This window comes from Flexivirga sp. B27 (assembly GCF_052905685.1).
Map to the genome: position 1 here is coordinate 379540 of NZ_JBPYUM010000001.1, position 26818 is coordinate 406357.

27 protein-coding genes, 1 tRNA gene and 1 riboswitch are annotated in these 26818 nt (G+C 68.4%); of the genes, 6 read left to right on the forward strand and 22 right to left on the reverse strand.

What is annotated here, in order from left to right:
- Positions 1–15: 15 nt before the first annotated feature.
- The 5 genes from ACSZL9_RS01830 (at position 16) to ACSZL9_RS01850 (ending at position 6474) form a co-directional block, all read left to right on the forward strand.
- Complete coding sequence (locus ACSZL9_RS01830; RefSeq protein WP_446663756.1) at positions 16–3357, forward strand: AAA family ATPase; 3342 nt, start codon at positions 16–18, stop codon at positions 3355–3357.
- 84 nt (positions 3358–3441) lie between these two features.
- On the forward strand, positions 3442–3852 hold the full coding sequence (locus ACSZL9_RS01835; protein ID WP_446663757.1) for a glyoxalase superfamily protein: 411 nt from the start codon (positions 3442–3444) through the stop codon (positions 3850–3852).
- A 97-nt stretch (positions 3853–3949) separates the two neighbouring features.
- Positions 3950–5191: a pyridoxal phosphate-dependent aminotransferase gene (locus ACSZL9_RS01840; RefSeq protein WP_446663758.1), complete on the forward strand. Its 1242-nt coding sequence runs from the start codon at positions 3950–3952 to the stop codon at positions 5189–5191.
- Positions 5192–5193: 2 nt separating this feature from the next.
- Positions 5194–5787, forward strand: a complete 594-nt coding sequence (locus ACSZL9_RS01845) for a histidine phosphatase family protein (RefSeq protein WP_446665094.1) — start codon at positions 5194–5196, stop codon at positions 5785–5787.
- Between the two features lie 138 nt (positions 5788–5925).
- The gene (locus tag ACSZL9_RS01850; protein WP_446663759.1) at positions 5926–6474 is read left to right on the forward strand and encodes a hypothetical protein; all 549 of its coding nucleotides are present in this window, start codon (positions 5926–5928) and stop codon (positions 6472–6474) included.
- A 121-nt stretch (positions 6475–6595) separates the two neighbouring features.
- Here ACSZL9_RS01850 and ACSZL9_RS01855 read toward each other — a convergent pair whose 3' ends face one another.
- The 14 genes from ACSZL9_RS01855 to ACSZL9_RS01920 all read right to left on the reverse strand — a co-directional run bounded on the left by ACSZL9_RS01855 (position 6596) and on the right by ACSZL9_RS01920 (position 19324).
- Positions 6596–7282, reverse strand: coding sequence for a response regulator (locus ACSZL9_RS01855; RefSeq protein ID WP_446663760.1), 687 nt, complete (start codon positions 7280–7282; stop codon positions 6596–6598).
- The gene (locus ACSZL9_RS01860; RefSeq protein WP_446663761.1) at positions 7283–8458 is read right to left on the reverse strand and encodes a sensor histidine kinase; all 1176 of its coding nucleotides are present in this window, start codon (positions 8456–8458) and stop codon (positions 7283–7285) included.
- Between the two features lie 138 nt (positions 8459–8596).
- Positions 8597–11464 carry an aminomethyl-transferring glycine dehydrogenase gene (gene gcvP / locus ACSZL9_RS01865; RefSeq protein ID WP_446663762.1) on the reverse strand — a complete coding sequence of 956 codons (2868 nt, stop codon included), beginning with the start codon at positions 11462–11464 and terminating at the stop codon, positions 8597–8599.
- 84 nt (positions 11465–11548) lie between these two features.
- A riboswitch (glycine riboswitch) is annotated at positions 11549–11641 on the reverse strand.
- A gap of 98 nt (positions 11642–11739) precedes the next feature.
- Positions 11740–12279, reverse strand: a complete 540-nt coding sequence (locus ACSZL9_RS01870) for a MerR family transcriptional regulator (protein WP_446665095.1) — start codon at positions 12277–12279, stop codon at positions 11740–11742.
- A gap of 230 nt (positions 12280–12509) precedes the next feature.
- Positions 12510–12998 (reverse strand): bifunctional nuclease family protein, encoded by a 489-nt coding sequence (locus tag ACSZL9_RS01875; protein ID WP_446663763.1) that lies wholly within the window; start codon positions 12996–12998, stop codon positions 12510–12512.
- A 10-nt stretch (positions 12999–13008) separates the two neighbouring features.
- Positions 13009–13692: a transcriptional regulator FtsR gene (ftsR, locus tag ACSZL9_RS01880; RefSeq protein WP_446663764.1), complete on the reverse strand. Its 684-nt coding sequence runs from the start codon at positions 13690–13692 to the stop codon at positions 13009–13011.
- Positions 13689–14189: an FHA domain-containing protein gene (locus tag ACSZL9_RS01885; RefSeq protein ID WP_446663765.1), complete on the reverse strand. Its 501-nt coding sequence runs from the start codon at positions 14187–14189 to the stop codon at positions 13689–13691. The genes ftsR and ACSZL9_RS01885 overlap by 4 nt, the downstream gene beginning before the upstream one ends.
- A gap of 54 nt (positions 14190–14243) precedes the next feature.
- On the reverse strand, positions 14244–14633 hold the full coding sequence (gene gcvH / locus ACSZL9_RS01890; protein ID WP_446663766.1) for a glycine cleavage system protein GcvH: 390 nt from the start codon (positions 14631–14633) through the stop codon (positions 14244–14246).
- A 115-nt stretch (positions 14634–14748) separates the two neighbouring features.
- On the reverse strand, positions 14749–15492 hold the full coding sequence (locus ACSZL9_RS01895; RefSeq protein ID WP_446663767.1) for a DUF881 domain-containing protein: 744 nt from the start codon (positions 15490–15492) through the stop codon (positions 14749–14751).
- 27 nt (positions 15493–15519) lie between these two features.
- Positions 15520–15852 carry a small basic family protein gene (locus tag ACSZL9_RS01900; protein ID WP_446663768.1) on the reverse strand — a complete coding sequence of 111 codons (333 nt, stop codon included), beginning with the start codon at positions 15850–15852 and terminating at the stop codon, positions 15520–15522.
- Positions 15849–16823 carry a DUF881 domain-containing protein gene (locus tag ACSZL9_RS01905; protein ID WP_446663769.1) on the reverse strand — a complete coding sequence of 325 codons (975 nt, stop codon included), beginning with the start codon at positions 16821–16823 and terminating at the stop codon, positions 15849–15851. Before ACSZL9_RS01905 ends, ACSZL9_RS01900 begins: the two co-directional genes overlap by 4 nt.
- A complete protein-coding gene (locus ACSZL9_RS01910; protein WP_446663770.1) occupies positions 16820–17422 on the reverse strand; it encodes a CDP-alcohol phosphatidyltransferase family protein in 603 nt (200 codons plus the stop codon). Before ACSZL9_RS01910 ends, ACSZL9_RS01905 begins: the two co-directional genes overlap by 4 nt.
- 72 nt (positions 17423–17494) lie before the next feature.
- Positions 17495–18310 carry a formate dehydrogenase accessory sulfurtransferase FdhD gene (gene fdhD, locus ACSZL9_RS01915; protein WP_446663771.1) on the reverse strand — a complete coding sequence of 272 codons (816 nt, stop codon included), beginning with the start codon at positions 18308–18310 and terminating at the stop codon, positions 17495–17497.
- Between the two features lie 12 nt (positions 18311–18322).
- Positions 18323–19324 carry a class II glutamine amidotransferase gene (locus tag ACSZL9_RS01920; protein ID WP_446663772.1) on the reverse strand — a complete coding sequence of 334 codons (1002 nt, stop codon included), beginning with the start codon at positions 19322–19324 and terminating at the stop codon, positions 18323–18325.
- Positions 19325–19348: 24 nt separating this feature from the next.
- Here ACSZL9_RS01920 and ACSZL9_RS01925 point away from each other — a divergent pair, with 24 nt between their 5' ends.
- The gene (locus ACSZL9_RS01925) at positions 19349–19852 is read left to right on the forward strand and encodes an HNH endonuclease (RefSeq protein WP_446663773.1); all 504 of its coding nucleotides are present in this window, start codon (positions 19349–19351) and stop codon (positions 19850–19852) included.
- Between the two features lie 213 nt (positions 19853–20065).
- Here ACSZL9_RS01925 and ACSZL9_RS01930 read toward each other — a convergent pair.
- From ACSZL9_RS01930 to ACSZL9_RS01965, 8 genes are all read right to left on the reverse strand, one after another.
- Positions 20066–20139: transfer RNA gene (locus tag ACSZL9_RS01930), tRNA-Pro, on the reverse strand.
- Between the two features lie 64 nt (positions 20140–20203).
- The gene (gene der, locus ACSZL9_RS01935; protein WP_446663774.1) at positions 20204–21676 is read right to left on the reverse strand and encodes a ribosome biogenesis GTPase Der; all 1473 of its coding nucleotides are present in this window, start codon (positions 21674–21676) and stop codon (positions 20204–20206) included.
- A gap of 33 nt (positions 21677–21709) precedes the next feature.
- Positions 21710–22378 (reverse strand): lysophospholipid acyltransferase family protein, encoded by a 669-nt coding sequence (locus tag ACSZL9_RS01940; protein ID WP_446663775.1) that lies wholly within the window; start codon positions 22376–22378, stop codon positions 21710–21712.
- Positions 22344–23045, reverse strand: a complete 702-nt coding sequence (cmk, locus tag ACSZL9_RS01945) for a (d)CMP kinase (protein WP_446663776.1) — start codon at positions 23043–23045, stop codon at positions 22344–22346. The genes ACSZL9_RS01940 and cmk overlap by 35 nt, the downstream gene beginning before the upstream one ends.
- The gene (locus tag ACSZL9_RS01950) at positions 23038–24192 is read right to left on the reverse strand and encodes a prephenate dehydrogenase (protein WP_446663777.1); all 1155 of its coding nucleotides are present in this window, start codon (positions 24190–24192) and stop codon (positions 23038–23040) included. Before ACSZL9_RS01950 ends, cmk begins: the two co-directional genes overlap by 8 nt.
- Positions 24189–25121 (reverse strand): pseudouridine synthase, encoded by a 933-nt coding sequence (locus ACSZL9_RS01955; RefSeq protein ID WP_446663778.1) that lies wholly within the window; start codon positions 25119–25121, stop codon positions 24189–24191. The genes ACSZL9_RS01950 and ACSZL9_RS01955 overlap by 4 nt, the downstream gene beginning before the upstream one ends.
- Positions 25118–25843 (reverse strand): SMC-Scp complex subunit ScpB, encoded by a 726-nt coding sequence (scpB, locus tag ACSZL9_RS01960; RefSeq protein WP_446663779.1) that lies wholly within the window; start codon positions 25841–25843, stop codon positions 25118–25120. Before scpB ends, ACSZL9_RS01955 begins: the two co-directional genes overlap by 4 nt.
- Complete coding sequence (locus ACSZL9_RS01965) at positions 25836–26816, reverse strand: segregation and condensation protein A (RefSeq protein WP_446663780.1); 981 nt, start codon at positions 26814–26816, stop codon at positions 25836–25838. Before ACSZL9_RS01965 ends, scpB begins: the two co-directional genes overlap by 8 nt.
- Between the last annotated feature and the right edge of the window lie 2 nt (positions 26817–26818).

Consider the following 26818-nt stretch of genomic DNA (forward strand, 5'->3'; position numbering starts at 1 on the left):
CAGCCGGGGTGACGCATGAGGCTGCACCGGCTGCGACTGCAGGCTTTCGGTCCGTTCGCCGGCACCGAGTCGATCGACTTCGACTCCCTGACGGCGGGCGGCCTCCACCTGATCCACGGGCCGACCGGCGCGGGCAAGACCAGCATCCTCGACGCCATCTGCTTCGCGCTCTTCGCTGGCGTGCCCGGCGGCCGCATGCAAGGTCGCGACACGTTGCACAGCGACCATGCCGCCGCGACCGACCGTCCCGAGGTTGAGCTCGAGTTCGGCGTGGGCGGACGTCGGCTGCGTTTGCGTCGCTCACCGGAGCACCAGGTCGCCAAGAAGCGCGGCAGCGGCACCCGCACCCAACGCGGCAGCGTCGTGCTCGAGGAGCGGGGCAGCGCCGGCTGGGAGACCGTGAGCACCCGCAATGACGAGGTCGCGCAGGCGATCGGCGACCTGCTCGGGATGGGGCTCACCCAGTTCGCGCAGGTGATGCTGCTCCCGCAGGGCGAGTTCACCGCCTTCCTGCGCGCCAAGCCGGACGACCGCGGGAAGCTGCTGGAGCGCCTCTTCGACATCAGCGATTTCGCCGCCGTCGAGCAATGGCTGCTCGATCACCGGAAATCATTGGAAGCAAAGGACATTCAGGCGCGAGCCGACCGTGCGATGCTGATCTCCCGTGCCCGGGAGACGCTCGGTGAGGTGGTCACGCAAGACCCGGCCGCGGAGGCGAGCTGGGAGCTGGACGACGACGCGGAGTCGCTGCCGGTGCTGCACGGACTCACCGAGCGGCTGTCCGACCAGTTGACCGAAGCACTCACCGTCGCCGACGACACCGCCGGCGCTCTCGAGCGGTTGCGCTCCCAACTTGCGGCGCAGCGGTCGCTGGCCAAGCTGCAAGGTCTGGCGCGCGGCGCACGACGCACCCTGGAGCAGGTCGCGGCACAGGCTCCGGAGTTGGCCGATGCCGAGGAGTCCCTGGCCGCAGCGGCTCGCGCACAGCGTTGCGCTCCGGCTGTTGCGGCTGATGAGCGGCGGCGCCATACCCACGAGCAGGCGCGGCGAGTCGTCGCCGATCACCGTGCCGGCCTAGCCCGTGTCAGCAACTGGTCGGTGCCCGAGCCGCACGCCGCGCACGGACTGTCCGAGACCGCGCTCGCTCCCCTGGTGGAGCGGGCGGCTGCCGGCACCGAGGCACTCGCCGGCCAACCCGAGCTCTTGCGCCAGGTTCGTGTCCTGGACGCCGAGGTGCAGTCCGCGACCGCAGATCTCGCGGCGGCGCGCACGGACGCCGATCACCGGCGCAGCGCGCTCGACGCCGCGGACACCCAGCTCACCCAGCTCGAGGAGCGTCGCTCGGCACTGCAACCGGACGCCACATCGCACGCCGAGTGGCAGCGGCTGCTCGTCGACATCGATCAGGCTGCGGAGTCGCTGCACGACGCCGCACGCAACGTCGACGCGGCGCAACGCTCCGAGCGGGAGCACCGCCGCAAGCAACGAGCGTGGGCAGCCGCGGAGGCTGAGGTCCTGCGTCTGCGCAACGCTCGACTGACCGGCATTGCGGCCGAGCTCGCGAGTGACCTCGAGGACGAAATTCCTTGTCCCGTCTGTGGATCCACCGATCACCCGGCTCCTGCTGCCTCAGCCGACAATCAGGTCGACGCCGACCAGGTCGACGCTGCTGAGGACAACGCGCGGACTGCTGCGGAGCAGGCTGCTGCCGTCGGCGCAGCCTGGTCCGCGCACGTCGGCCGGGCGCAGGTGACCTGCCGCGCCGCTGTCGACGCTCTGGCACGCGTCAGCCCCGACAGCACCGAAGAACGGGGCACGGACGATCAGGACACGGACGCGGTGGCAGCCGTCCGAGCGGAGTTGGCGAACGACGTCGAGCCCGATCGCCACCTGATGACGGCCGCACTCGGTGACGTTCCCGAGACGTCAGGTCCGTCCGATGAGGGCGGCGTGCCCTCCGCGGGGTTCGACCAGGCGCTTGCCGGTGCGCTCGTCTCGCTGGCCGAGCGGGTCGCAGCCGCCCGCGAGGTGGTGGGTGATCACGTCGCGCGCGGGGCGGAGGCGGTCCAGCAGCTGCAACTCCTCGACGATCAGTGCCTTGCGTTCCGCGCCGAGCGTGATCGTGCTCAACAGGCCGGAGCGGACGCAGCGGAGGCGGTGCGGCTCGGCGAGGCCCGGTTGGCGTCGCTGGAGGCGCAGATCGAGGCGGCCATGTCCCGACTGGCGGAGATCGCCCGCGCCCATCAGACCTCGTGCGGCTGCTCGCCCGCGCTTGACCTGGCTGATCCAGACGTGGCGGATCCTGACGCGGCCGCCCCCGACGCCACCGCCCTGGGCGCCCTGGCCGAGACCGCGAGCATCCACGCCGCGTGCGTCGAGCACTTGGACCGTCTGCGGGCGGCCGCAACAGCCGAGCACACGGCCGCTGCAGAGGTCGATTCAGCCGGCCACGAGCTGGCCGAGCTACTTGCCGAGTGCGGCTTCGACGATGCCGCAGCGGTCTCGCAGGCAACTCTGTCGGAGGCCGAGCAGCAAAAGCTGCGCAGCTTCAGTGCGAGCGTCCGCACCGAGGAGGCCAAGGCCACCGGCGTGCTGGAGCAGTCCGACGTCGCAGCCGCGGAGGCAGCAGCCCCGGCCACGGTCGACGAGCTCACCGGCCAGGTCGCTGTCGCCGAGCGCACCGCACGCACCGCACGCGACGCCGTCGGCGATCTGCGCCGGGCACACGAGAGGCTGCAACAGATCGCCACGGAGCTGGCTGCGCATGACGACCGCACTGCGCCGCTGCAACAGCAGCTGGCCACCGCCACCTCCCTGGCCGCGGCAGTGGCCGGAGCCGGCGACAACACGATGCGGATGCGCCTGACGGCATACGTGCTCGCGGCGCGGCTGGAGTCGGTCACGACACTGGCCAACGAACGGTTGCAGTCGATGACCGACGGGCGCTATCAGCTCGAGCACACCGACGAGCGCGCCGCGCGTGGCAGCAAGAGCGGCCTCGGGCTGCGGGTCCGCGACGCCTGGACCGGCACCACCCGCGACACATCGACCCTGTCCGGTGGCGAGTCGTTCATCGCTTCCCTCGCACTGGCCCTCGGACTCGGTGACGCCGTGCTGGAGGCAGCAGGCGGCCGGCGACTGGAGACGCTGCTCGTCGACGAGGGATTCGGATCGCTGGACGAGGACAGCCTGGAGCAGGTGCTCGACGTGCTCGACGGACTGCGCGCAGGTGGCCGCAACGTCGGCATCGTCAGCCACGTTCCCGAGTTGCGCACCCGCATCCCGGCACAGATCCGGGTGTGCAAGACCGCCCGTGGCTCGACGCTCGAGATCCAGTCCCCTGGCCAGGTCGCATGACCGCAGCGGACAGGTTCTGTCCGCTGCGACTTCTAGCGTGTGACCAGCTTCGACCGGAGCGCTCACCCGATCTGGAGGACCATCATGGATTTCAAGCTCGAAGTCGTGCCGATGCCCGTCACCGACGTGGATCGCGCCAAGGCCTTCTACACCGACCAGCTCGGTTTCCACGCCGACTTCGACCAGCGACCGACCCCGGAGATCCGCTTCGTCCAACTGACTCCCCCTGGGTCGGCGTGCTCGATCGTGATGGGTGAGGGCGTGGTGCACATGCAGCCGGGCACCCAACAAGGCGTGATGTTCGTGATCGACGACGCGGATGCCGCGCTCGAGGAGCTCACCGCACATGGCGTCGAGGTCGAACCGGTCGACGAACAGCCCTGGGGACGCTTCCTCTACGTGACCGACCCGGACGGCAACCAGTTGGTGCTGCAGCAGCTCCCGGCATACGCCTTCGACAGCGACGGCAATCGCAAGGCACCCGGCGCGCACTGACCGATCCATCTCACCGTGCGGACGATGTATGCCGCACGTGGCGTGTCGGGACTCACCGCCCCGGCGGTCCCGGCATCGCCGTGGGAAACTGGACGGCGTGCGGCCCATCAAACAGTCCAAGAAGCTCCAGCACGTCCGGTATGACGTCCGCGGGCCGATCCTCACCGAGGCGGAGAAGCTGGAGGCGCAGGGCCACCGCATCCTGAAGCTGAACATCGGCAACACCGCACCGTTCGGCTTCGAGGCGCCCGACGCCGTGCTGCGGGACATGATCCACAACCTGCCGCAGTCACAGGGCTACAGCGACAGCCGCGGCATCTACTCGGCCCGCACCGCGGTCGCGCACTACTACCAGTCGCACGGCCTGACCGACACCACCGTCGAGGACGTCTTCATCGGCAACGGTGTGTCCGAGCTGATCAGCATGGTGCTGCAGGCGTTCGTCGACGACGGCAACGAGATCCTCATCCCGGCCCCGGACTACCCGCTGTGGACCGGGGCGGTCTCGCTCGCAGGTGGCACGCCGGTGCACTACCGGTGCGACGAGGCGAACGACTGGAACCCCGATCTGGCCGACATCGAGGCCAAGATCACCGACAACACGCACGCCTTGGTCGTGATCAACCCCAACAACCCGACAGGCGCGGTCTACTCCGAGGAGACCGTGCGCGGCCTGGTCGATCTCGCACGACGGCACGATCTGGTCCTGATGGTCGACGAGATCTACGAGAAGATCCTCTTCGACGACGCCGTGCACCATCACGCGGCAACCTTCGCCGGGGACGACGTGCTGTGCCTGACCTTCAGCGGTCTGTCCAAGGCCTACCGTTCGTGCGGCTACCGCGCCGGCTGGCTGATGGTCTCCGGCCCGAAGCACATCGCAGCCGATTTCCTCGAAGGTCTGACGCTGCTGGCAAACATGCGCATGTGCGCCAACGTCCCGGGACAGCACGCCATCCAGACCGCACTCGGTGGCTACCAGTCGATCAACGAACTCATCGGCCCCGGCGGGCGGTTCTACGAGCAGTCGATGACGGCGTGGCGGTTGCTCAACGAGATCCCCGGCGTCAGCTGCGTCAAGCCACGCGGCGCGCTCTATTGCTTCCCGCGGCTGGATCCCGAGGTCTACCCGATCGAGGACGACCAACAGTTCGTCATCGACCTGTTGCGCGCGGAGAAGATCCTCGTCACCCACGGCACCGGGTTCAACTGGTTCGAGTCCGATCACTTCCGGCTCGTCACCCTGCCGGACGTCGATCTGCTCACCGAAGCCATCGGTCGGATCGCCAACTACCTCAGTGCAGTTCGCGCCGGCGTCGCTGCCGGGACCCCGCTGTGACGATGCTGCACTGCCCGGCGACCGTGCTGCTTGCCAGGCACGGTGCGGCGGCATACGAAGCGGACACCTGGTCCGGTGAAGGCGGCTCGCTCACCCGGGAGGGCCGGGCACAGGCCGCGGCTCTCGCCGGTCGACTGCACGGTCGCCAGATCACCCAGATCTACACCAGCACGATGGCCCGTGCGGTGCAGACGGCGGAGATCGTCGCCGCTCGCCTGGACGCCGACGTGACCACTCGCCTTGACCTGCAGGAGTTCAGTGTCGGCGATTTCACCGATGTCGTGCGTGACACCGACCCCTTCGTCGAGACCTTCACCAGCTGGCTCGACGGCGACCTGTCGGCGCGCGTTCCCGGTGGCGAGACGGGTGCCGACGTGGTGGCTCGTGCGCAGTCGGTGCTGGATGACATCGCCGACATGCATCCCGGCGAGACGGTGCTGGTCGTCGCACACGGCGGCATACTCACGCTCGCCATACGCAATCTGCTGACCTTCGAACCCGGCGTCACCCCAAGGCAATTCGCCAATTGTGCCTTTGCCGAGACCGAGCTGCGCTCCGACGGTTGGCGGCTCACCGGCTGGTCCGACCCGGCATAACGGCGCTCTGGGTGGAGACGCATCTCCACCCGGTCTCCACCCCTGGATCCACCCCTGGGTCGATCCGCTGGTGCCCGGAAATCTGGATGCTTGAAGTCATCACCGAGCAGGACTTCAAACACCCGAAAGGCACACCCGATGTCGGACTTCCAGCAGGCACTTCTCATCAGCGGCGGGATCACCGCGCTGATGCTCATCACCCAGTACGGGCGTCGGGCACTCACGACGCACTCGATGGTGCGACCGCTGCTGACCGTCGTCGGTGTCGGCTTCTTCTACCTGCGTGGTCTGCCGACCGACAGCTCCGAACTCTGGCTGTATGCCGTCGGCCTCGGGCTCGGCGTGGTCTGCGGAGCGATCGCAACCGTCTTCACCCGAGTCGAGCGAGACACCACGACGGGCACGGTGATGACCGTCTGCGGCGTCGGTTTCGCCGCGACGTGGCTGGCTGTCGCCGGCGCACGACTTCTCTTCGTGTGGGAGGCCGAGCACAACCTGGGTTTCCGTGACCACCTCGGCGAGTTCATGATGAACCACCAACTGCACGAGACCTCGATCGCGCCGTTCTTCGTCCTGTGGGCGCTGGCCATGGTGGTGTCCCGGATCCTCGCCAACGCGGTGCGCGCCCACCGGCTCCCCCAGACGCCGTTGCGGCTGACCGAGGTGCCGCAGCCCGTCGCAGTCTGAGCCAGGCAGTGGCACACCGCGAGTAACTCGTGACGGTCGCGACATACTCGCCCGAAAGCCCCTCACACCACGAATAACTCGCGACAGTCACGACAAAGTCGCCGCCTCGGCCCGGATGATCTCAGGAGGGATCGTCCGGGCCGAGACCGTGCTGGAACGCGAAGGTCACCGCCGCGGCCCGGTCGCGCACACCGGCCTTGGCGAAGAGGTTGTTGATGTGGGTCTTGACGGTCCCTTCGCTCACGAAGAGGTGGCCGGCGATGTCGCGATTGCTCAGCCCGGACGCAATGAGCGTCAGCACCTCCTGCTCGCGCGGTGTGAGTCCGGCCGGCGGTGCTGCCGGGACCGATCCCGTTGCGGGCGCTTGCGACTGCTGCATGGCTGCCCGCACCAGTTGCTGCTGCACCTTCGGATCGAGCACCGCCTGACCACCCGCTACGGTTCGTATGGCGGCAGCGATGTCGGCCCGCCCAGCGTCTTTGGTGAGATAGCCACGCGCTCCCGCGTCCAGCGCACGCATGATCGAGGCGTCGTCGCCATACGTCGTCAGGATCAGCACACTGATGTCGGGCGCCCGTTCGCTGAGCACACTCGTGGCGTCGGCACCGTCCATGACCGGCATGTTCAGATCCATCAGCACGACCTCTGCACGTTCGGCCACCGCCGTCGCGACGGCTTCCTCGCCGTTGGCGGCCGTGCCGACGACAGAGATGTCCTCGGACAGATCCAGCATCGCCGCGACGGACTCCCGCACCACCGTCTGGTCGTCCGCGACGACCACCCGAATCCGCTTCTGCTCAGCAGACATTCACACTCCCGCGCTCTCGTGTTGGACCGGCAGTCGTGCGGCAACCTGCCAGCCGCCGGAGAACTCACCCTCGTGCACCGGCCCGATCGCGCAGGTGCCGCCGAGCAGATCGACCCGCTCGCGGATGCCGACCAGGCCCATCCCGCTGCCCGCACCCGCCGCGACCTCCGCACCCGGACCGTTGACCACTTCGAGCGCGACCACGTCACCGTCACGGCGTAGGTCGATCCGCACCGCTGCGCCCGCCGCGTGCCGCCGTGCGTTCGTCAGGGCCTCCTGGACGATCCGCACCACTTCCTGAGAGGTCGCCGCGCCGATCTCGTCCAGATCACCGGACAACTCGAGCTGCTCCCCCGGCTGGACCATCCGCTGCAGCGTCGCCGGCAGGTCCAGCGCCCCGTCCCGCAGCGCTCGGACCGCACGCCGCGCCTCGTCCAGCCCGTCGACCACCAGACCACGCGCCGTGCGGACCGTGGCCCGGCCCTCCTGCTCGCGACCGGCCTCCAACTGAGCGTCGGCCAGATCTAGTTGCAGGCTCACGCCGGACAGCGAATGCGCGAGCACATCATGTATGTCGCGCGCGATGCGCGTGCGTTCGGCCAGGGCACTCGCCCGCGCATCCGACGCCGCGGTCAGCATCGTCTGCTCGACCAGCTGCTCGTTCAACCGGAGGGTCCGCTTCCGGCTGCGTGATGCCAGTCCGGGCAGCACGGTGAGCCCGATTGCGAGCACGCCATACCAAGCCCACCCGACACGGGCAGTTTCGTTGACCACCAAGGCGATTGCGACGGTCATGGCGGTCAGTGAGAGCGCCACCCGGGTCGGCCAGCGCGAGCCGAAATGGCTGCACGCGATGAACGCCAGCGACACGCACCACCCGGCAGCGCCGAACGCCAACCCGGCCGTCACCCCGAAGGCGACGCTGACCGCGAACCGTGGCCACACCGTCAGCAACCGCTCGGGAAGCAACCGCAGGAAGGCCAGTGCCCCGCACACCGCGATCAGTGCATAGGTCAGCACGACGTGATCGCCGATGGGACGCAGTGTCAGGAAGCTGGGCACCAGCAGCAAGGTCGCGAGGACCGGCTGGAGACGTTCGTCGAAGAGGTCCAGCCAGAAGCCGGAGAACACGTCGTCGTCACTCGCCTCGAGTTCTCGTCGCAACGCGCTCAGCACCCGACGATTCTGGCACCCTCACGACCGCCCGACCGAGGGGACCACACAACGACCGAGAGGAGCACGAAATCGGGTGGATTTCGTGCCCCTCTCGGTCACTTGCTGGGCCTCTCGGTGCAGTGGGTGCCGCGGCGCCGATCAGGCTTCGAAGGCCTCCGGCGGCGGGCACGAGCAGACCAGGTTGCGGTCGCCGTAGGCGCCGTCGACACGACGGACCGGCGCCCAGTACTTGTGCAACGGGTCGAGCCCGGCCGGGTAGACGGCCTCCCGCCGTGAGTAGGGGTGCTCCCACTTGTCGGCCGTCAGCGACTCCGCGGTGTGCGGCGCGTGCCGCAGCACGGAGTCGGCGGCGTCGACCTTGCCGTCGATCACGTGCTGGATCTCCTCGCGAATGGCGATCATCGCGTCACAGAAGCGGTCCAGCTCCCCCAGCGACTCGCTCTCGGTCGGCTCGACCATCAGCGTGCCGGCGACCGGGAACGACATCGTCGGCGCGTGGAAGCCGTAGTCGATGAGCCGCTTGGCTACGTCGTCGACGGTCACGCCCGACTCCTTGGTCAGCCCACGCAGGTCCAGGATGCACTCGTGCGCGACCAGGCCGCCCTCACCGGCATACAGCACCGGGAAGTGCGAATTCAGCCGCTTGGCAACGTAATTGGCCGACAGGATCGCCGCCTGAGTGGCCTTGGCCAGACCGGCGCCGCCCATCAGCCGCACGTAGGCCCAGGAGATCGGCAGGATCGATGCCGAGCCGTATGGCGCCGCCGACACCGGCCCGGTCTCCCCCGTCAGCTCCTGCGCGAACGGGTGCGACGGCAGGTATGGCGCCAGGTGCTCGCGCACGCCGATCGGCCCGACGCCCGGGCCGCCACCGCCGTGCGGGATGCAGAAGGTCTTGTGCAGGTTGAGGTGCGACACGTCGCCGCCGAACTTCCCCGGCCGGGCGAGTCCGATGAGCGCGTTGAGGTTGGCGCCGTCGACATAGACCTGACCACCGGACTCGTGCACCAGCGAGCACAGCTCGGAGATGGTGTCCTCGAAGACGCCGTGGGTCGAGGGGTAGGTGACCATGATCGCGGCCAAGCTCTCGCCGTGCTCCTTGAGCTTGTCCTTCAGGTCGTCCATGTCGATCTCGCCGGTCGGGGCGGTCTTGACCACGACGACCTTCATGCCGGCCATCACCGCAGAGGCGGCGTTCGTGCCGTGCGCGGACGCCGGGATGAGGCAGACGTTGCGTGCACCCTCACCACGCGACTCGTGGTAGCCGCGGATCGCCAGCAACCCGGCCAGCTCGCCCTGTGAGCCCGCGTTGGGCTGCAACGACACCGAGTCGTAACCGGTGATCTCGCACAGCCACTGCTCGAGGTCGGTGATCAGCTCCCGGATGCCCTCGGTCTGCGCGGCGGGTGCGAACGGGTGCAGGTTTGCGAACTCCGGCCAGGTGATGGACTCCATCTCGGTGGTCGCGTTGAGCTTCATGGTGCACGAGCCCAGCGGGATCATGCCGCGGTCGAGCGCGTAGTCGCGGTCGGCCAGCGTGCGCAGGTAGCGCAGCATCTCGGTCTCGCTGTGGTGCTCGTGGAAGACCGGGTGCGTCAGCACCTCGTCGGTCCGGACCAGCGAGTCGTCCCATGTCGGTGCATCGGCTGACGGCACCGGCGCGTTGACGCCGAATGCCGCTGCGACTGCGGCCAATTGCTCGTCCGTGGTCGTTTCGTCGACGCTGACCGAGACGTGGTCGCTGTCGACGCGCCATACGTTGATGTCACGCGCTCGGGCAGCCTCGACTACGGCGTCCGCCCGGCCGGGCAGCACGGCCGTGAGGGTGTCGAAGTAGGTGTCGCTGACCAGCTCGACACCGCCGCCGCGCAACGCCTCGGCAAGCCCGACTGCCTTGCCGTGGACCTCCAGCGCGATCCGGCGCAGTCCCTCCGGACCGTGGTAGACGGCATACATCGACGCCATCACGGCCAGCAGCACCTGCGCGGTGCAGATGTTGGAGGTGGCCTTCTCGCGGCGGATGTGCTGCTCGCGGGTCTGCAGCGCCAAGCGGTATGCCGGTGCGCCTGCCGCATCCAGACTCACCCCGACCAACCGGCCGGGCATCGTGCGCTCCAGGCCCTTGCGGACGCTCATGTAGCCGGCGTGCGGTCCGCCGAAGCCCATCGGCACCCCGAAGCGCTGGCTGGTGCCGACGGCGACATCGGCTCCCAGCTCGGCCGGCGCGGTCAGCAGCGTGAGGGCGAGCAGGTCGGCGGCGACCGCGACCAGTGCCTTGCCTTCGTGCGCCGCCTCGATGAGCGCACGCCAGTCGTGGATGACTCCGTCGGCGCCGGGGTACTGGACCACGACGCCGAAGACGTCCCGGTCCCCCGCCGCGGCGCGCAGCCCGGCCGCGTCGGTCACCGACCGGAGGTCGGCCACGACGACCTCGATGTCGAGCGGGGTCGCGCGGGTCTGGACGACGGCGATCGACTGCGGCATCAGCTGGGCGTCCAGCACCAGCACGGCGTCCTTGGCGGCCTTCGACCCTCGGCGCATCAAGGTCATCGCCTCGGCGACCGCGGTCGCTTCGTCCAGCAGCGACGACCCGGCGGTGGGCAGACCGGTCAGATCGGAGATGACGGTCTGGAAGTTCAGCAGGGCCTCGAGCCGGCCCTGGGAGATCTCCGGCTGGTATGGCGTGTAGGCGGTGTACCAGGCCGGATTCTCCAGGATGTTGCGGCGGACGACGGCGGGTGTGTGCGTGCCGTAGTAGCCGAGGCCGATCATCGAGGTGAGCACCTGGTTGCGGTCGGCCTTGCCGCGCAACTCCTCCAGCACGGCCGGCTCCGAGGGTGCGGCCTCGACGTCCAGTGCTTCCTCGGCGCGGATCCCGCCGGGCACCGCCTTGGCGAGCAGGTCCGCCATCGTCGAGTAGCCGAGCGCCCCGAGCATCGATGACATGTCGTCGTCGGTCGGGCCGATGTGGCGGGAGGGGAAGTCGGGCAGCTCGACAGCACTCATGGGGCGGCACCTTCGCTCGGGTCGTGCAGGACTATGACGGTGTAGTCCCCAACTGTCGTCACCGCTCGGTGTCTCCAGAGCTGCCTCGACCGGGCGGTCCTGGCGCCTGAGAGGTTCTGAGGTGGTTGCCCCTTCGGCGTCCGACCCGGTATGGCGGAACTCTCCCGCCCGGCGTCGTAAGCACCCCCAAACTATCACCCGCGAAGCCGTCGGCTCGCGGGTGCTGGGTGGGCGAGGTCGTACTGAACGACCGGGGGCGCAGTGGGCGGCAGCGGTCAGCCGGCGGCGTTGCGACGGGCGCGGCGCTCACGCAGCTCGTCGCCCGGGTGGTCAGCCGGGACCTCGTCCTCGGCGCGCTCGCCCGGCAGCTCCGAGAGCGAACCCTCGACCTCACGCCAGACGGAGCCGAGTGCGATGCCGAAGACGCCCTGCCCGCCGCGCAGCAGGTCGATGACCTGGTCGTCGGAGGTGCATTCGTAGACGCTCGCGCCGTCGGACATCAGGGTAATGCCGGCGAGTTCTTCGACGCCGTGCTCGCGCAGCACCGTCACCGCGACGCGGATCTGCTGCAGGGAGACGCCGGTGTCGAGCAGTCGCTTGATGACCTTGACGACCAGGATGTCGCGGAAGCTGTAGAGGCGCTGGTGCCCGGACCCGGTGGGGTTGCGCACCGAGGGCTCGAGCAGACCCGTGCGTGCCCAGTAGTCGAGCTGTCGGTAGGTCACTCCAGCCGCCCGGCAGACCGCGGGACCGCGGTAGCCGACGTGCTCGGTCATCTCCTCCGGCAGGTCGTGCGTGAACAGCGCTTCCTGCATGGGCGCGGGCGCCTTCGACTGCACGTTGCGTGCTTCACCCTTGCTGACCACGACATCCTCCAACGATTTTCAACAAGCACCCCGCGGCTTGCTGCTCTGGAGCACCAAGCCCGAACTCGCGCGTGATGCTCCGCAAACGTATGGCCACACACCTGCGGAATCAACGACCGCCGCGCGTGTCGCGGTCGTCATTCTGTCGCTAACCCTCAAGTTGAGGTTGCAACTTTGCCTCATGGCTCTTCCGAACCCTCGTCTCCAACTTCGAAGTCCTCCGCCGACACGTTGTCCAGAAACTCGCGGAAACGCTCGACCTCGTCCTCTTCCTCGACCGGCACATCAACACCGACCTCGGCGAGCACGTCCTCGTCGACGAAAACTGGGACCTGGGCACGCAGCGCGACCGCCACGGCGTCCGAGGACCGGGAGCTGATCCGCTTGTCGCCGTCGATGACCAGCTCGGCGTAGAAGACGCCTTCCTCCATGCGGGTGATCATCACGCTGGACAACTCGTGGCCCAGCCCGGTCAGCACATCGAGCAGTAGGTCGTGGGTCAGGGGCCGCGGCGGGGTGACACCCTGCTGGGCGTAGGCGATCGCCGTTGCCTCCGGAGCTCCGATCCAGATCGGGACGTATCGCTCCCCGTCGACCTCCCGCAACAGCAGGATCGGCTTGTTGGTCGGCATCTCGACCCGCACACCCATCACCTCGACCTGTTTCACAGGCACCACGCTACCCCCGTGACAGGTCGGCACGCACCAGTGCGAGGTGCAGCTCGAGGCACTGCCGCACGAGTTCCTCGACATCCACCTCGTGGGACGTGCCGGTCAGCCCTTGCACCAGAGCGACTTCCCGCTCGGCTGCCAGTCGGAACGGTCGCAGATGGCGGGCTTCGATGCCGTAGGACAACAAGGACGCGGCGGCATGGGCGACCTGCAGGTCCAAGGCGGTGTAGAGACCGTCGGAGTCACTGTGGACCAGTCCGAACGACTCCAGATCTGCCAGCGCACGAGCCGCCAACCCGGTGGCGCGCTGCAACTCCGCACGGGTGAGCCGCACGGACTCGCCCTGCTGCACGCCGGTGTCCTGCACAGCACTCAGCGCCGGGTCGCGCTCCACCACCGGCGGTTGGGGGCCGTCACTGTGCTCGGCCGGACGCAGGCCGCGGTCGTAAGCGTCGAGCGCCTCGGCGATGACCTTCAGCGGCCAGTACTTGTCGCGCTGGCACCGCAGGACGAAACGCAACCTGTCGACGTCGCGCTCGGCATACCGCCGGTAACCCGATGCGGAACGCTCGGGTGAGACCAGGCCCTGGGCGTCGAGGAAGCGCACCTTCGACATCGACAGGTCGGGGAACTCCTCCTGCAACAGGGTCAGCACCGCGCCGATGGACAGGCCGGGCGACCTGTCGCTCACGACGTCGCGGCGCCGTAGAAGACGAGACGGAACTTGCCGACCATGACCTCATCGCCGGTGGTCAGGTCGTGCGAGTCCACGAGTTGACCGTTGACGTAGGTGCCGTTGAGCGAGCCGACGTCGGTCACGGCGTAGCCGGCGTCGGTGCGGCGGAACACAGCGTGCCGACGCGACACTGTCACGTCGTCCAGGAAGATGTCGCTGCTCGGGTGCCGGCCCACGCCGACCTCCGCGTCGTCGAGCAGGAATCGCGCTCCGGAGTTGGGCCCGCGCAGGGACAACAGGAGGGCGGTGCCCGGCCGAAGCGCGTCGATCGTCGCCTGGTCCGAGCTGGACAGCCGCACCTCGGTGCTGCTCGCCCGGTCGGTCACGGCACCCTCGGCCGGCACCGCGGTGAAGCGAGCAGTCGCGTCGCCCCCGCTCTCGCGAGGTGGCTCGGACGCGGCTTCGCGACGCTGGCTGTCGCCCTGCGCGAAGTCGCTGTCGTCGTTGGTCATTGAATCAACCTCAGGTTCGGGGGCAACGGATTGTCGGAGGCTCTGATCGTACGCTCAGCCGAGCGACGCTTTGTACGCTTCCACATCCTGCAGCCCGTCCAACGCCGCTGCGTCGGACAGTTTGAGTTCGTACATCCAGCCGTCACCGTAGGGGTCGTTGTTGACCAGCTCCGGTGTGGCGTCGAGCTGCTCGTTGATGGCAGTCACTTCGCCGGCCAGCGGCGAGTAGAGGTCGCTGACCGACTTGGTCGACTCGACCTCACCGCAGGCGTCGCCCGCCGCGACCGTGTCGCCCACCGTCGGGAGGCTGACGTAGACGACGTCACCCAATGCGTCCTGCGCGAACGCCGAGATGCCGATGCGCACCACACCATCGCCCTGCTCCTTCACCCACTCGTGGTCGGCGGTGTAACGGAGGTCGGCGGGGTACTCGAGGTCGCTCATGGGTCTCCTTGAAGACGTAGTGGACACGAAATTGAACTGGACAACTGAACTGGACACGGACAATTGAGGCGGACACGAACCGAGGTGGATCGATCGCTCGGGAATGTCGTCCAGGTCACGAACTGCTGGGTCGAGCGTAACGAGGCGTGCTCGCGGCCCGCAACGCAGTCACGTCAACCCGTTGCGCGGATGTGACCGACGGTTTCGCGCCGGACTGTTTCAGCGACTCGACGACGCCGCCGGGAATGGACATCGCGGTGGACATGGTGTGCGGGTCGCCGATCGCGGTGATGACGTAGGGCTGTCCGACCGGCTGCCCGTCGGCCACCAGCCGGCCGTCGCTCGCCGTCCCGAAATAGCTGTCGGCCACGATGCGCACGGAGTTCAGCTGGATCGCCTCGGCGCCCGCATCCCGTAGCTCCTCCACCGCATTCAGCACGTCACTGGGCTCCACGACGTGCTTCGGATCCTTGATCGTGATGCGTATGCCGGGGCCGGTCGCCGCGAGGGTCCCGGCGAGGATGCCCAGTGTGCGCAGTCGGTCGGTCGCAGCCTTCAGTGCGGCCGCGTCACCGCCGGAGCTCTCCAGTTGGTTCTTCGTCTGGGTCAGGCGGTCGGCCTCCTTGCTGAGCTTGAGCGACTGCTGGTTGACGCCGTCGAGCAACGCGACGAGGTCGGCCTGCCGCAGGTTCTCCAGTCCGGACGTCCGTGTCTCGTGCACCTGGGCGACCATGGCGAAGCCGAGCAGCGCGGCGAGGACCGTGATGTAGGCATTGGCGCGCGTCGGCCTGGGACGGGCTGCCCGCCACAGCCGTCGCCAGCCGGTGCGGACGGTTTCGTTCTCTGCGTCTCTACTCATGTGCACTCACAGCTGCTTCGCCCGCTCTCAGGCATGGAACAGGTGACGACGGATGGCTGCGACGTTGCTGAAGATGCGGACCCCGAGCACGACCACCACGCCGGTGGACAGCTGCGAGCCGACGCCCAGTTGATCGCCGAGGTAGACGATCAGCGCGGCGACCACGACGTTGGACAGGAACGACACCACGAACACCTTGTCGTCGAAGATGCCGTCCAGCACTGCGCGCACCGCACCGAAGACCGCATCGAGCGCGGCGATGACCGCGATCGGCAGGTAGGGCTGCAGGGACAGCGGCACGTCCGGGTGCAGGACGATGCCGACGACGAGGCCGACGATCAGTCCGATGGCCGGGATCATGACCCTCCTTCTGGGCTGGGCGACGAGGACGTCGCAGCTGATGAGGTGCGTGCGTGACTGAGGGCCGCCGTCGCGGCCGCCGGGACGGTCACCGACTTCTTGGTGGACAGGTCCTCACGGATCCCGTAGGTGCTCACCAGTTCACGCAGGTAAGCGCCACCGGAGTTGCTCCGGAAATTCTCCGCGAGGTCGGGACCGCCGATCACCGTCACGGCATACGGCGGTCGCAGCGGCCGGAAGTTGACCAGGATCGCCTGTCCGGCGAAGCGGATCGCGCTCTGGGTGGTGAGCCGCTGGCCGTTGATCGCGATTGCCTCGGCGCCCGCAGCCCACAACCCGTTGACGATGATCTGCAGATCCGTCGAGGTGAGCCGCTCGGTGTCCGAGGTGTCCGCGCGCGGGTCACCCTGTGCGTTGGTGCCCGCGTCGGGCGCGTCGTCGAGCGTCAGCACCAGACCGGGCCCGTGCGCTGCCGACGTGCCGGTCGTCAGCTCCAGCGCCTCGAGTCGACTCGCCAGACTCTTGTCGTCCTGATGCTTCAACGCCGCGGCCTGCAAGGAGTTGATCCGCTCCTGCGTGGTGTTGATCGTGCGACTGTCCTCGTCGATCGTGGCCTGCCGGTCGTTGATGCTGTTGATCAGTTCGGTCCGACGCTTCTCCGACGCCGCCTGTGGCAGGCGCAGCGCGTGGGCGGCGACCGCCAGGCTGAGTCCGATCACGACCAGCGTCACGATCAGCAACGGGGACCGCCGACCGACCGACGCCGGCTGCCCCTGCGCCCGGCGCTTGCGCGCCGCAGCTTCGTAGCCCGGGTCGAGCGGTGCGCGCATCAGGTTGTTGATCAGGGACATCGACTGCGCGGGGTCCGGTTGTGCAGAGCCTGACTTTTCAGAGTCCGACTTTGCAGGGTCCGGCTGTGCAGGTTCGGCTGCGCGGTCCTCGGTCCGATCCGGTGTCGGGTCGCTGGTCATGTGCCGACCGCGACCCGGGTGCGCCGGACCATTTCGCGCACCTGAGCGACATACATGACGCCGGCCATCCAGTAGAGGACCGTGCCCCACCAGACGAACGACCATCCGATCGGACGGGCGACCTCGCCCCAGGTGTTGTCGAGGCTGCCGAGCAGGACCAGCGGGAAGCCGTAGATGAGGCAGAACGTGGCGGACTTGCCGATGAAGTGGACCGGCGGAATCGGCAGCCGGTGCTTGCGCAGCGTCGGGCCGAGCGCGAAGACCATCACCTCGCGCAGCACCAGGGCCACCACCAGCCACCAGGGGATGATGTCCTCCCAAGCCAGCGCGAAGATCGTGGACAGGATGTAGAGCCGGTCCGCGGCAGGGTCGAGCAGCTGACCGAGCCGAGTCACCAGGTTGTATTTGCGGGCGATCTTGCCGTCCAGGTAGTCGGTCACTCCCGAGACGACCAGCAGCCAGAACGCCCACAGCCGGTGATCGGTGAACATCAACCACAGGAAGACCGGCACGCCGACGAGTCGTCCGATAGACAACAGGTTGGGCACCGTCCAGATCTGTCGGTGCAGCGGCACCGGTGGTGTGGTGGGGTCTGTCACGGGACCAAGGCTAAGCGTTCCGGCCTGCCGTGGCGGAGCACCACCCGGGGTGATTCGGGACGGGTCCTGCTCTCAGGGCACGAGGATGCGTTCGGAGTGGCTGCACACCGTCATCCGACGCCCTCTGGTGAAGGCCACCAGGGTGATGCCGAGTCGCTCCGCGGCCTCGATCGCGAGACTCGACGGGGCGGACACGCAGGCGAGCACGGGTATGCCGGCCATCGCGACCTTCTGCACGATCTCGAAGGACGCCCGCGAGGACACCATCGCGATGGTTTCGCCGGTGGGCTGCTCCTGCATCAACGCCCACCCGGTGATCTTGTCGACCGCGTTGTGCCGACCGATGTCCTCGCGTATGACGAGCGCCTCACCGCTCACACCGAACAGGCCCGCGGCGTGCACACCACCGGTCTTGTCGAAGACGACCTGGCCGGTGCGCAGCAGATCCGGCAGTTCGGCGATGCGCTCGGCCGGGACGCGCAGCGTGGCCTCCGCGATTGTTGCGTCATACGCCGGGGACTGCGTGATCGCGTCGATGCTGGTCTTGCCGCACAGCCCGCAGCCGCCGTGCGAGACGAGGCTGCGCTGCGCCGAGACGGGCAGACCTCCGGAGTCGCGCAACTGCACCTGCAGGGCGTTCATCAACTCCGTGTCGACGCAGTAGCGCGCAGCGAGGACGTCCTCGCGCCGGCTGATGATGCCTTCACCCCGCAGCAGACCGTGCGCAAGCTCGAAGTCGTTGCCCGGGGTGCGCATCGTCACGGTCAGCACCTCGTCGTCGACCCGGATCTCCAGTGGCTCCTCCACTGCGCTCGTTTCCACCCGGGTGGTGACGCCATGATCCAGGTCGATGCGAACGACCTTGTGCCTGCTGGTGATCCGTCCCATGAGTTCGCCTTCTCAGGCGCTGCGACGCAGCGGTGCGGTGATGCGTCCGGAGATCTGGCTGACCCTGGCCACTCCCCCGTGGTCGTCCAGGCTGACGACCGATGCCGGATCGACTTCGGTGACACCCGGCTCCTCCCGCAGGATGCCGCTGGAGGCGACAAGGCTCTGCCCGTCGCGCTGCAACAGGCTGAGGTCGAGGTAGGGCGGATGCGTCTGGTAGTCGGCCGGCCAGACCTGAACCTCGGTGGGCTCGGCGGCTGGGTCGTGCAGGCTGATCAGGTGTAGCTCACGCGGGGTGAGCAGCAGAGCGTTGAGACTGGTGGTCGACATGCCGTGCCAGCGGACCCGGGAGAGCACCCGCCCTGCCGCGCGAGCGACGGCGGCACCGCCCTGCTTGTGACCGATGTTGTTGCGCAGCCGCGCGAAGTAGCGCTCGCTGTCGGTGCTGCCGGCCGGCGCGTCGGCACCTGTCGGCAGCAACAGGTCAGTCCGGTCGTGCGGGAAGATCGCGCCGTTGTGCGCGAACGCCATACCGTCCGCCACGAAGGGGTGGGTGTCTACGAGTCCGAGGCCTAGGCCCGGTGTCGCCAGGCGCAGGTGCAGCAGCCCCCGGCGGGTGCGCGCACCGTGGACGAACCTGTCGAAGTCACCGTCGTCGCCCGCCGCGAGTGTCGAACGATGGGAGTGCAGTTGGTCATCGCCCTCGGCATACCAGGCCATCCCGTAGCCGTGTGCGTGCACCGCAGCGAGCTCGCGCAAGCGCTCCAGTGCGGGCTCCCCCAACAGCTCTGCGACCGTCACGGGCTCTGCGGACGACCAACCGAGCAGGCGACACATATGACCTCCGTTCCGCCGCGAAAACACGGCACCACTGCTGCTTCCCATCATGCGCCGCAGCCGCCCCGATCCTGCCGCCGGGTGTGCCGCAACGGCACGCACTTCCCCACTCCTGCGCGAAATATTGCTGAAGTTCACCGATAATAAGGTGCAATCGCGCGTGGCGACCGTGACCATTCCTGGGTAGGAAGGAGGTCAGCTGTGTCGGTCCTGGTGCTCAACGCGGGCTATGAGCCGCTGCACACCGTGTCGGTCAAGCACGCCATGAACATGCTGTGGCGCGGCGTCGCCACGGTCGAGGAATCACACCCGGAAGAGACCTTCGGACCCTTCCCGATGCCGACCGTGCTGCGGCTGGTGCGTTACGTGAAAATGACCTGGGCCTATGCCAAGCGCGGTGGTCTGAAGCTGACCGAGGCGAGCGTGAAGATCACCTGGGAGCAGTTCTCCCGGGGTGTTCCGACATACAGCCAGGCAGGGGTGCTGAAGCGCGACCACGGGCAGTGCGCCTACTGCGGGCAACCGACCGCCACGACGATGGATCACGTGCGGCCGAAGTCCCGCGGCGGCAGCACGACCTGGGACAACGCGGTCGCCGCGTGTGCGCCGTGCAACCAGCGCAAGGCCGACAGGACTCCGGAGGAAGCCGGTATGACGCTGCTCTGGGAGCCCTTCGAGCCGACGCACGAAGACCTCGCCTGGTAGCGCGAGGGTCAGCGCATAGCCGTCAGCAGTCGGTGCTCCGGCACGACCTGACGTCTCCGCACCGGCAATGGCGAGCACGACAGCGGAACGGCTCCCGTGGCGCCTACATCGTTGACCCACCCAGCGGGTCAACGATGTAGGCGTCGGGGAGATGTGCCAAACCTGTGTCTCCCGAAATACGAAAACCGCCGACAAGTCGGCGGTTTCGTATTGTCGGGCTGACAGGATTTGAACCTGCGACCCCTTGACCCCCAGTCAAGTGCGCTACCAAACTGCGCCACAGCCCGATGCCCCTTGCGGGGCGACCGAAACGATATCGCACGGGGTGCCCGGCGACCCAATCGGTGCTCGCTACCGGCGACGCTTCTCGCGAACACGCACCGACAGCTCGATCGGGCTGCCCTCGAAGCCGAACTCCTCGCGGATCCGGCGCTCCAGGAAACGGCGATAGCCGGCCTCGATGAAGCCCGAGGCGAAAACGACGAAACGCGGCGGCCGGGTCGACGCCTGGGTGGCGAAGAGGATGCGCGGCTGCTTGCCACCGCGCACCGGGTGCGGGTGTCCGGCGACGACCTCACCGAGGAACGAGTTGAGCCGCCCGGTGGGAACCCGCTGGTCCCACGAGTCGAGCGCGACTTCCAGTCCCGGGACCAGCCGATCCACGTGCCGGCCGGTCAGCGCCGAGATGTTCGCCCGCGGTGCCCAGGCCACCTGACCGAGGTCCCGCTCGATCTCACGCTCCAGGTAACGCCGCCGCTCCTCGTCCAGCAGGTCCCACTTGTTGAAAGCCAGGACCAGCGCACGACCGGCGTCGACGACCTGCTGCACGACACGCACGTCCTGCTCGGCGATGTTGTCCTCGGCGTCGATCAGCACCACCGCAACCTCGGCCTTCTCGATGGCAGCCTGGGTCCGCAACGACGCGTAGAAGTCAGCACCACGTGTGAGATGCACGCGACGCCGGATGCCGGCCGTGTCGACGAATCGCCATGTCTTGCCGCCGAGTTCGATGAGTTCGTCGACCGGATCACGGGTGGTGCCGGCGACGTTGTCGACGACGACACGGTCCTCACCGGCCAGCTTGTTCAGCAGCGAGGACTTGCCGACGTTGGGCCGGCCGATGAGTGCGACACGGCGGGGACCTCCGCGCTCGTATGCCGCAACGGCGGACTTCTCGGGCAACACGTCCAGCAGGGCGTCCAGCGCGTCACCGGTGCCGCGACCGTGCAGCGCGGAGATCGGCCACGGTTGCCCCAGACCGAGCGACCACAGCGTTGCGGCGTCGAGCTCGGTCTTCTGGTCGTCGACCTTGTTCGCGATGAGCACCACCGGCTTCTTGGACCGACGCAGCAACTTCACGACCGCCTCGTCGGTGTCCGTGGCGCCGACCTTCGCATCCACGACGAAGAGCACAGCGTCGGCCAGCTCGATCGCGACCTCGGCCTGCTCGGCCACCCGCAGGTGTATGCCGCTCGCGTCGACCTCCCACCCGCCGGTGTCGACGAGGGTGAAGTCGCGACCGGACCACTCGGCGTCATACGCCACACGATCGCGGGTCACTCCCGGGACGTCCTCGACCACTGCCTCGCGGCGGCCGAGCACCCGGTTGACGAGTGTCGACTTGCCGACGTTGGGACGGCCGATGATCGCGACGACCGGCCGCGCCCCGCCCTCCGGCGCGGCGTCCGCGAGTGCACCGTCGGACTCGAGCAGCGCACGGTCGGCGTCGCTGAGCTCGAAGTCGTTCAGTCCGACACGAAGTGCATGCTCGACCGACTCGTCGGCGCTCGCGTCAGGGCTCTCACCGGGAATGGATTCAGACATTGCCCCATCATCCCTGACGAGCGACGTGAAGCGTTATTCGGGCGGGGCTGCCGGCAGCGTGAGACCGGTCTCACGCACCGCATCGTCCACGTGTGACGCAAGCCGGCCGCGCAACTCCTCGGTCGCCAGGCGCAGGCGTTCACGCCCGGGCATACCGCGCCGCTTGTCGAGCGTGAACGGCTGCCCGACCACGAGTCGCAGCGGGTCACGCAGCTTCGGCCAGGAGTCGCGACCGCCGCTGCCCTTCGTGCCGAGGACGGCGACGGGGACGATCCGAGCACCCGTCGCCTGGGCGAGGAAGGCCGCACCCTGCTGCGCGGTCTCGACGGCGCCGGAGCCGCGGGTGCCCTCGGGGAAGATCCCCAGCCCGCCGCCGGAGGTCAGGACCTCCCGCGCCGCCGTCAGCGCCTCGCGGTCCGCGCTGTTCTGGTCGATCGGGATCTGACCGGTCGCGCGCAGCAACACACCCCAGGCCGAGGAGAAGTAGCTGCGCTTGACCAGGAACCGCAGCCGTCGCGGCGCGAGGACGAAAACCAGTGGGCCGTCGAGGAATCCGAGGTGGTTGGACACCACGATGACCGGCCCGTCCTGCGGCATCCGCTCGCCGTGCAGCGTCTTGACGGCATACAACGTGTGCGCCAGGCCGACGCCGAACTTGCGCGAAGCGTCAACCAGCCGTGGTCGATAGCTCCGGGTCTCCATCGAGCACCTCCTGCACCACCTTGAGGACTGCCGCCACCGACTGCCGGAAATCGATGTCCGACGTGTCGACGGTGACCACACCGTCGGCCGCGGTGGTGAACTCCGAGACGGTCGAATCGGCCTTGTCACGGTCGACGATCTGCGACCGGGTCGACTCGGCAGTGACCTTCAGCTGCCGGGAACGGCGCCTCATGCGTGCTTCTTCATTCGCGGTCATCAGGATCCGCACGGGTGCGTCGGGTGCGACGACCGTCGTGATGTCACGTCCCTCCGCGACACAGCCACCGGTCTTTGCCGCACCATCGGCGATCAGATCACGTTGGCGTTGCTTGAGATTGGCGCGCACGTCGAGGTTGGTCGCGACCTTCGACACCACCGACGTCACCGCGTCCTCACGGATCTCCGCGTCGATGGTGCGCTCCCCCACACCGACGGTCGGAGCCGACGGGTCCATGCCCATCCGCAGATCGAAGGTGCGGCAGTGCTCGGCCACCGCGTCCGCGTCCGCCAGGTCGATCTGCGCATCCACACACGACCAGGCCAGCGCGCGATACATCGCCCCGGTGTCGAGGTAGCTCAACCCGAGGCGAGACGCCACGGCCTTCGACACACTCGACTTGCCCGTCCCCGAGGGGCCGTCAATAGCTATCACCAGCGCTTTACGCATGCACATTCCATCCCTTGTCCTCCAACACATCTCGCAGTCGGTCCACGACCGCGGGCAGCACCGAGAGCTCGACCAGACCGACCGGGGCACCGACACCGTGCTCCATCCGAAGGTCCTCCAGGTTGATGCCTGCGTCGCCCACATCGTTGAACAGCCTGGCGAACGCCCCCGGCTCGTCCGGGATCGGCACGATCACCGTCGCGTATGTCGCAGGGGCCGCACCGTGCTTGCCGGGGATCCTCGCATGGCCGACCTGCCCGTCCGAAATCAACCGGGCCACCTCACCGCGACTGCCCGGCGCTGCGGACTCGTCGGTCGCCAACTGTTGCAAGGAGCGCGCGACCGAGTTGAGTTGCGCGACGACACGCTGCAGCACCGGCGCCACCGACGACGCGTTGCCCGCGAGGATCTGCGTCCACAGCATCGGGTCACTCTCGGCGATGCGGGTGACATCGCGAATCCCGCCGCCGGACAACACGATTGCCTCGTCCGGCAGCTCGCGCAGCTGCGACGCGACCGCTGACGCGGCCAGCTGCGGCAGGTGCGAGACCACGGCGACTGCGGCGTCGTGCTCGTCCGCCGGCATCGTCACGACTGCTGCGCCCGTCGCGTGCGCGAGGTCCTGCACCAGCGCGACCGAGTCGGGGTCGGTCCCGTCCTGCGGGCACACCACCCAGGTCCGCCCCTCGAAGAGGTCGGCCCGCGCAGCGACCGCACCGGAGCGCTCACGCCCGGCCATCGGGTGGGTGCCGACATACCGACGCAGGTGATCGGCATCGACCGACGCTGCCACCTCGTCGACGATGCGTTGCTTCACCGACGCGACGTCGGCCACCACAGCCGACGGCCACCGCTTCAGCTGCTCGGCCACCACGGCCGCCGCCACGTCGGGTGGCGCCGCGACGAACACCACGTCGCACGGTGTGTCGTCGTCGACGACTCCCCCACCGAGGTCGGCAGTCAGTGCCCGAGCAGTCGGCGACGGGTCACTGAGCAAGACCCGAAAACCCCTGCGCGACAACGCAAGGCCGATCGACGCACCGATCAGTCCGGTGCCGACGATGCGGACGGTGATGGCGCTCGGTCTCGATACACCTCCCCCGCTGCGCTCCTCCGGCACTCGACCAGCTTGCGGGTCAACCGTCATAGCCCCGCTGCCTTGTAGAGCCCGGCGACCTCCGCCTTCGTCAGCGGCCGCATCTTGCCGGGACGCAGCTCGCCCAGGTGCACCGGACCGACGTCGGTGCGCGACAGCGACTCGACCGGGTGACCGACCGCTTCGAGCATCCGGCGCACGATGTGCTTGCGGCCCTCGTGCAGGATCACCTCGACCAGCGCCCAGCCCGGTGTGGAGTCGACGACCTTGAAGGAGTCGACCGCGACCTTGCCGTCGTCCAGCTCGACGCCCTCGCGCAGCTGCTTGCCCAGCCCGCGCGGCACCGGGCCGGGGATCATCGCGACATACGTCTTGTGCACGCCGTAGGACGGGTGCTGCAACCGGTTGGCCAGCTCGCCGTCGTTGGTCAGCAGCAGCAGGCCCTCGGTGTCCACGTCGAGGCGACCGACGTGGAAGAGCCGCTCCTTGCGCTGCTCGACGTAGTCACCGACCGATGGGCGTCCCATGTCGTCGTTCATCGTCGACACGACACCCAGCGGCTTGTTGAACGCCAGGTAGACCCGCGACTCGTCGAGCTGCACCCGTTCGCCGTCGACGTGGACCGTCTGCGACAGCGGGTCGATCCGCACGCCGAGCTCCTGCACCTGCTGCCCGTCGACCGACACCCGGCCCTGCCGGATCAGGTCCTCGCAGACCCGTCGGCTGCCGACCCCGGCAGCGGCCAGCAGCTTCTGCAGGCGCACACCGTCCGGGTTGTGGACGTCGACCGGCGGAGTCTTCGGTGCCGGCTGCTGTGGGCGCTGCCCACCCTGTCGGGTGCGAGCCGGCCGACCGGGTCCACCGGGCCGCCCTGCGCCACGCCCTCTGCCCTGACCACGCTGGCCCGACTGACCGCGCTGGCCACCCGTGCCGCGACCCGACCGGTTGCCCGACTGGTTGTTCCGCCTGTTGCCTGTCATCCGTGCCCCTGCGCAATGAGTTCGTCCACCACATCTGCATCCGGCAGGTATGGCGCCAGTGCCGGCAGTTCGTCGAGCGAGCTGAGCCCGAGTCGCTGCAGGAAGTACGGGGTGGTGCCGTAGAGCATCGCACCCTGCTCACCCTCGGATCCGACCTCCACGATCAGTCCACGGGTCAACAGTGTGCGAACGACACCATCCACGTTGACCCCGCGCACGGCACTGATCCGGGAGCGCGAGATCGGTTGGCGGTAGGCGATCACCGCAAGCGTCTCCAGGGACGCCTGCGTCAGCCTGGCCTGCTGCCCGTCCAGCAGAAACTTCTCCACCGCGGGTGCGTAGTCCGGACGGCTGTAGACACGCCAGCCGTCGTTGATGCACCGCAGCGTGAATCCTCTGTGCTGATCGGCATATTCGCGCTCGAGGTCATCGAGCGTCTCGACGACCTCCGGCTCCGGCAGCTCCAGCGCGGTTGCCAGCTCGGCGGCGGTGACCGGCTGGTCGACGACCATCAGCACCGCCTCAATGGCGCTGCGCGCCCCGCCGGGCATCGTGTGCACGTCGAACGGCGGCGCCTCCTCGACGGGTGCGTCCTCCTCGACTGAGGTGTCCTCGTCCGGCTCGTCGTCCGGCTCGTCGACCGGCTCGGCGGTCACGTCATCCTCCGGCATCGTGTCCGGTGTCTCGTCGGGCTGATCCGGCTGTGACTCCTGGTCAGTCATCGCCTTCCTCCTTACGGTCGTCGTCGGGGTCGGCGGCACTCGCGTCCGCCGGACCGGTCGCCTGGTCGTTGTCGAGTTCGTCGAACTCGGCGCTCACCTGCACGGTGCCGCGGTCGTCGCCGGTCCAGCAGACGACCAGCTCGCCGAGCGCTTCGGGCTGGTCCATCGTCACCGCCGACTCCTTGTAGAGCTCCAGCAGCGCCAGGAAGCGGGCCACGATCACCAGCGTCGACTCCGCGTCCGCGACCAGCGACCGGAAGCTCGCCTGCCGGCGGTCCCGCAGCTCGGCGATCACGATCGACGCCTGCTCCCGCACGCTGACCGCTGGGGCGTGCAGGTGGGTCAGCCCCACCGTCGGCTCGGGCCGCGGGGTCATCGCGTTGGCCGCGATCCGGGCGAGCTGCTCCGGCGTCACGTTGATGATCAGCTCGGGCAGCAGCTTGGCGAAGCGTTCCTCGAGACCGGCCTGCCGGGCCGTCATACGGCCCGCGGAGGCCATCCGCTCGGCGAACGCGTCGGCGACCTCCTTGAACGCGCGGTATTGCAGCAGCCGCGCGAAGAGCAGGTCGCGTGCCTCGATCAGCGCGAGATCGTCGTCGTCATCGGCGCGCAGGTCCGGCAGCAGCCGGGCCGCCTTGATGTCCAGCAGCGTCGCCGCGATCAGCACGAACTCCGAGGCCTGCCCGAGATCCCAGTCGGTCGAGGACTCCTGCGCGTGCCGGATGTGGCCGACGAACTCGTCGGTGACCTTCGCCAGTGCGATCTCGGTGACGTCCAGTTTGTGCTTGGCGATCAGTCCGAGGAGCAGCTCGAAGGGCCCGGAGAAGACGTCCAGGTGCACCTCGAACGGCGCTGACGCCGCCCGTCGGGTGATGACGCCGCCGGGGACAACCTCCTGCTGGTCGGGCGTCGTCGGGCTGGGCTCAGTGGCCGGCTCCGCCTGGTCAGGCGGGGCCGGGTCGGCAGTGCTCATGG

Coding starts and splice junctions, on each gene's coding strand:
- ACSZL9_RS01830 (WP_446663756.1), top strand. CDS start 16: ATGAGGCTGCACCGGCTGCGACTGCAGGCTTTCGGTCCGTTCGCCGGC.
- ACSZL9_RS01835 (WP_446663757.1), top strand. CDS start 3,442: ATGGATTTCAAGCTCGAAGTCGTGCCGATGCCCGTCACCGACGTGGAT.
- ACSZL9_RS01845 (WP_446665094.1), top strand. CDS start 5,194: ATGCTGCACTGCCCGGCGACCGTGCTGCTTGCCAGGCACGGTGCGGCG.
- ACSZL9_RS01850 (WP_446663759.1), top strand. CDS start 5,926: ATGTCGGACTTCCAGCAGGCACTTCTCATCAGCGGCGGGATCACCGCG.
- ACSZL9_RS01855 (WP_446663760.1), bottom strand. CDS start 7,282: ATGTCTGCTGAGCAGAAGCGGATTCGGGTGGTCGTCGCGGACGACCAG.
- gcvP (WP_446663762.1), bottom strand. CDS start 11,464: ATGAGTGCTGTCGAGCTGCCCGACTTCCCCTCCCGCCACATCGGCCCG.
- ACSZL9_RS01870 (WP_446665095.1), bottom strand. CDS start 12,279: ATGCAGGAAGCGCTGTTCACGCACGACCTGCCGGAGGAGATGACCGAG.
- ACSZL9_RS01885 (WP_446663765.1), bottom strand. CDS start 14,189: ATGACCAACGACGACAGCGACTTCGCGCAGGGCGACAGCCAGCGTCGC.
- gcvH (WP_446663766.1), bottom strand. CDS start 14,633: ATGAGCGACCTCGAGTACCCCGCCGACCTCCGTTACACCGCCGACCAC.
- ACSZL9_RS01895 (WP_446663767.1), bottom strand. CDS start 15,492: ATGAGTAGAGACGCAGAGAACGAAACCGTCCGCACCGGCTGGCGACGG.
- ACSZL9_RS01900 (WP_446663768.1), bottom strand. CDS start 15,852: ATGATCCCGGCCATCGGACTGATCGTCGGCCTCGTCGTCGGCATCGTC.
- ACSZL9_RS01905 (WP_446663769.1), bottom strand. CDS start 16,823: ATGACCAGCGACCCGACACCGGATCGGACCGAGGACCGCGCAGCCGAA.
- fdhD (WP_446663771.1), bottom strand. CDS start 18,310: ATGGGACGGATCACCAGCAGGCACAAGGTCGTTCGCATCGACCTGGAT.
- ACSZL9_RS01920 (WP_446663772.1), bottom strand. CDS start 19,324: ATGGTCACGGTCGCCACGCGCGATTGCACCTTATTATCGGTGAACTTC.
- der (WP_446663774.1), bottom strand. CDS start 21,676: ATGTCTGAATCCATTCCCGGTGAGAGCCCTGACGCGAGCGCCGACGAG.
- ACSZL9_RS01940 (WP_446663775.1), bottom strand. CDS start 22,378: ATGGAGACCCGGAGCTATCGACCACGGCTGGTTGACGCTTCGCGCAAG.
- cmk (WP_446663776.1), bottom strand. CDS start 23,045: ATGCGTAAAGCGCTGGTGATAGCTATTGACGGCCCCTCGGGGACGGGC.
- ACSZL9_RS01950 (WP_446663777.1), bottom strand. CDS start 24,192: ATGACGGTTGACCCGCAAGCTGGTCGAGTGCCGGAGGAGCGCAGCGGG.
- ACSZL9_RS01955 (WP_446663778.1), bottom strand. CDS start 25,121: ATGACAGGCAACAGGCGGAACAACCAGTCGGGCAACCGGTCGGGTCGC.
- scpB (WP_446663779.1), bottom strand. CDS start 25,843: ATGACTGACCAGGAGTCACAGCCGGATCAGCCCGACGAGACACCGGAC.
- ACSZL9_RS01965 (WP_446663780.1), bottom strand. CDS start 26,816: ATGAGCACTGCCGACCCGGCCCCGCCTGACCAGGCGGAGCCGGCCACT.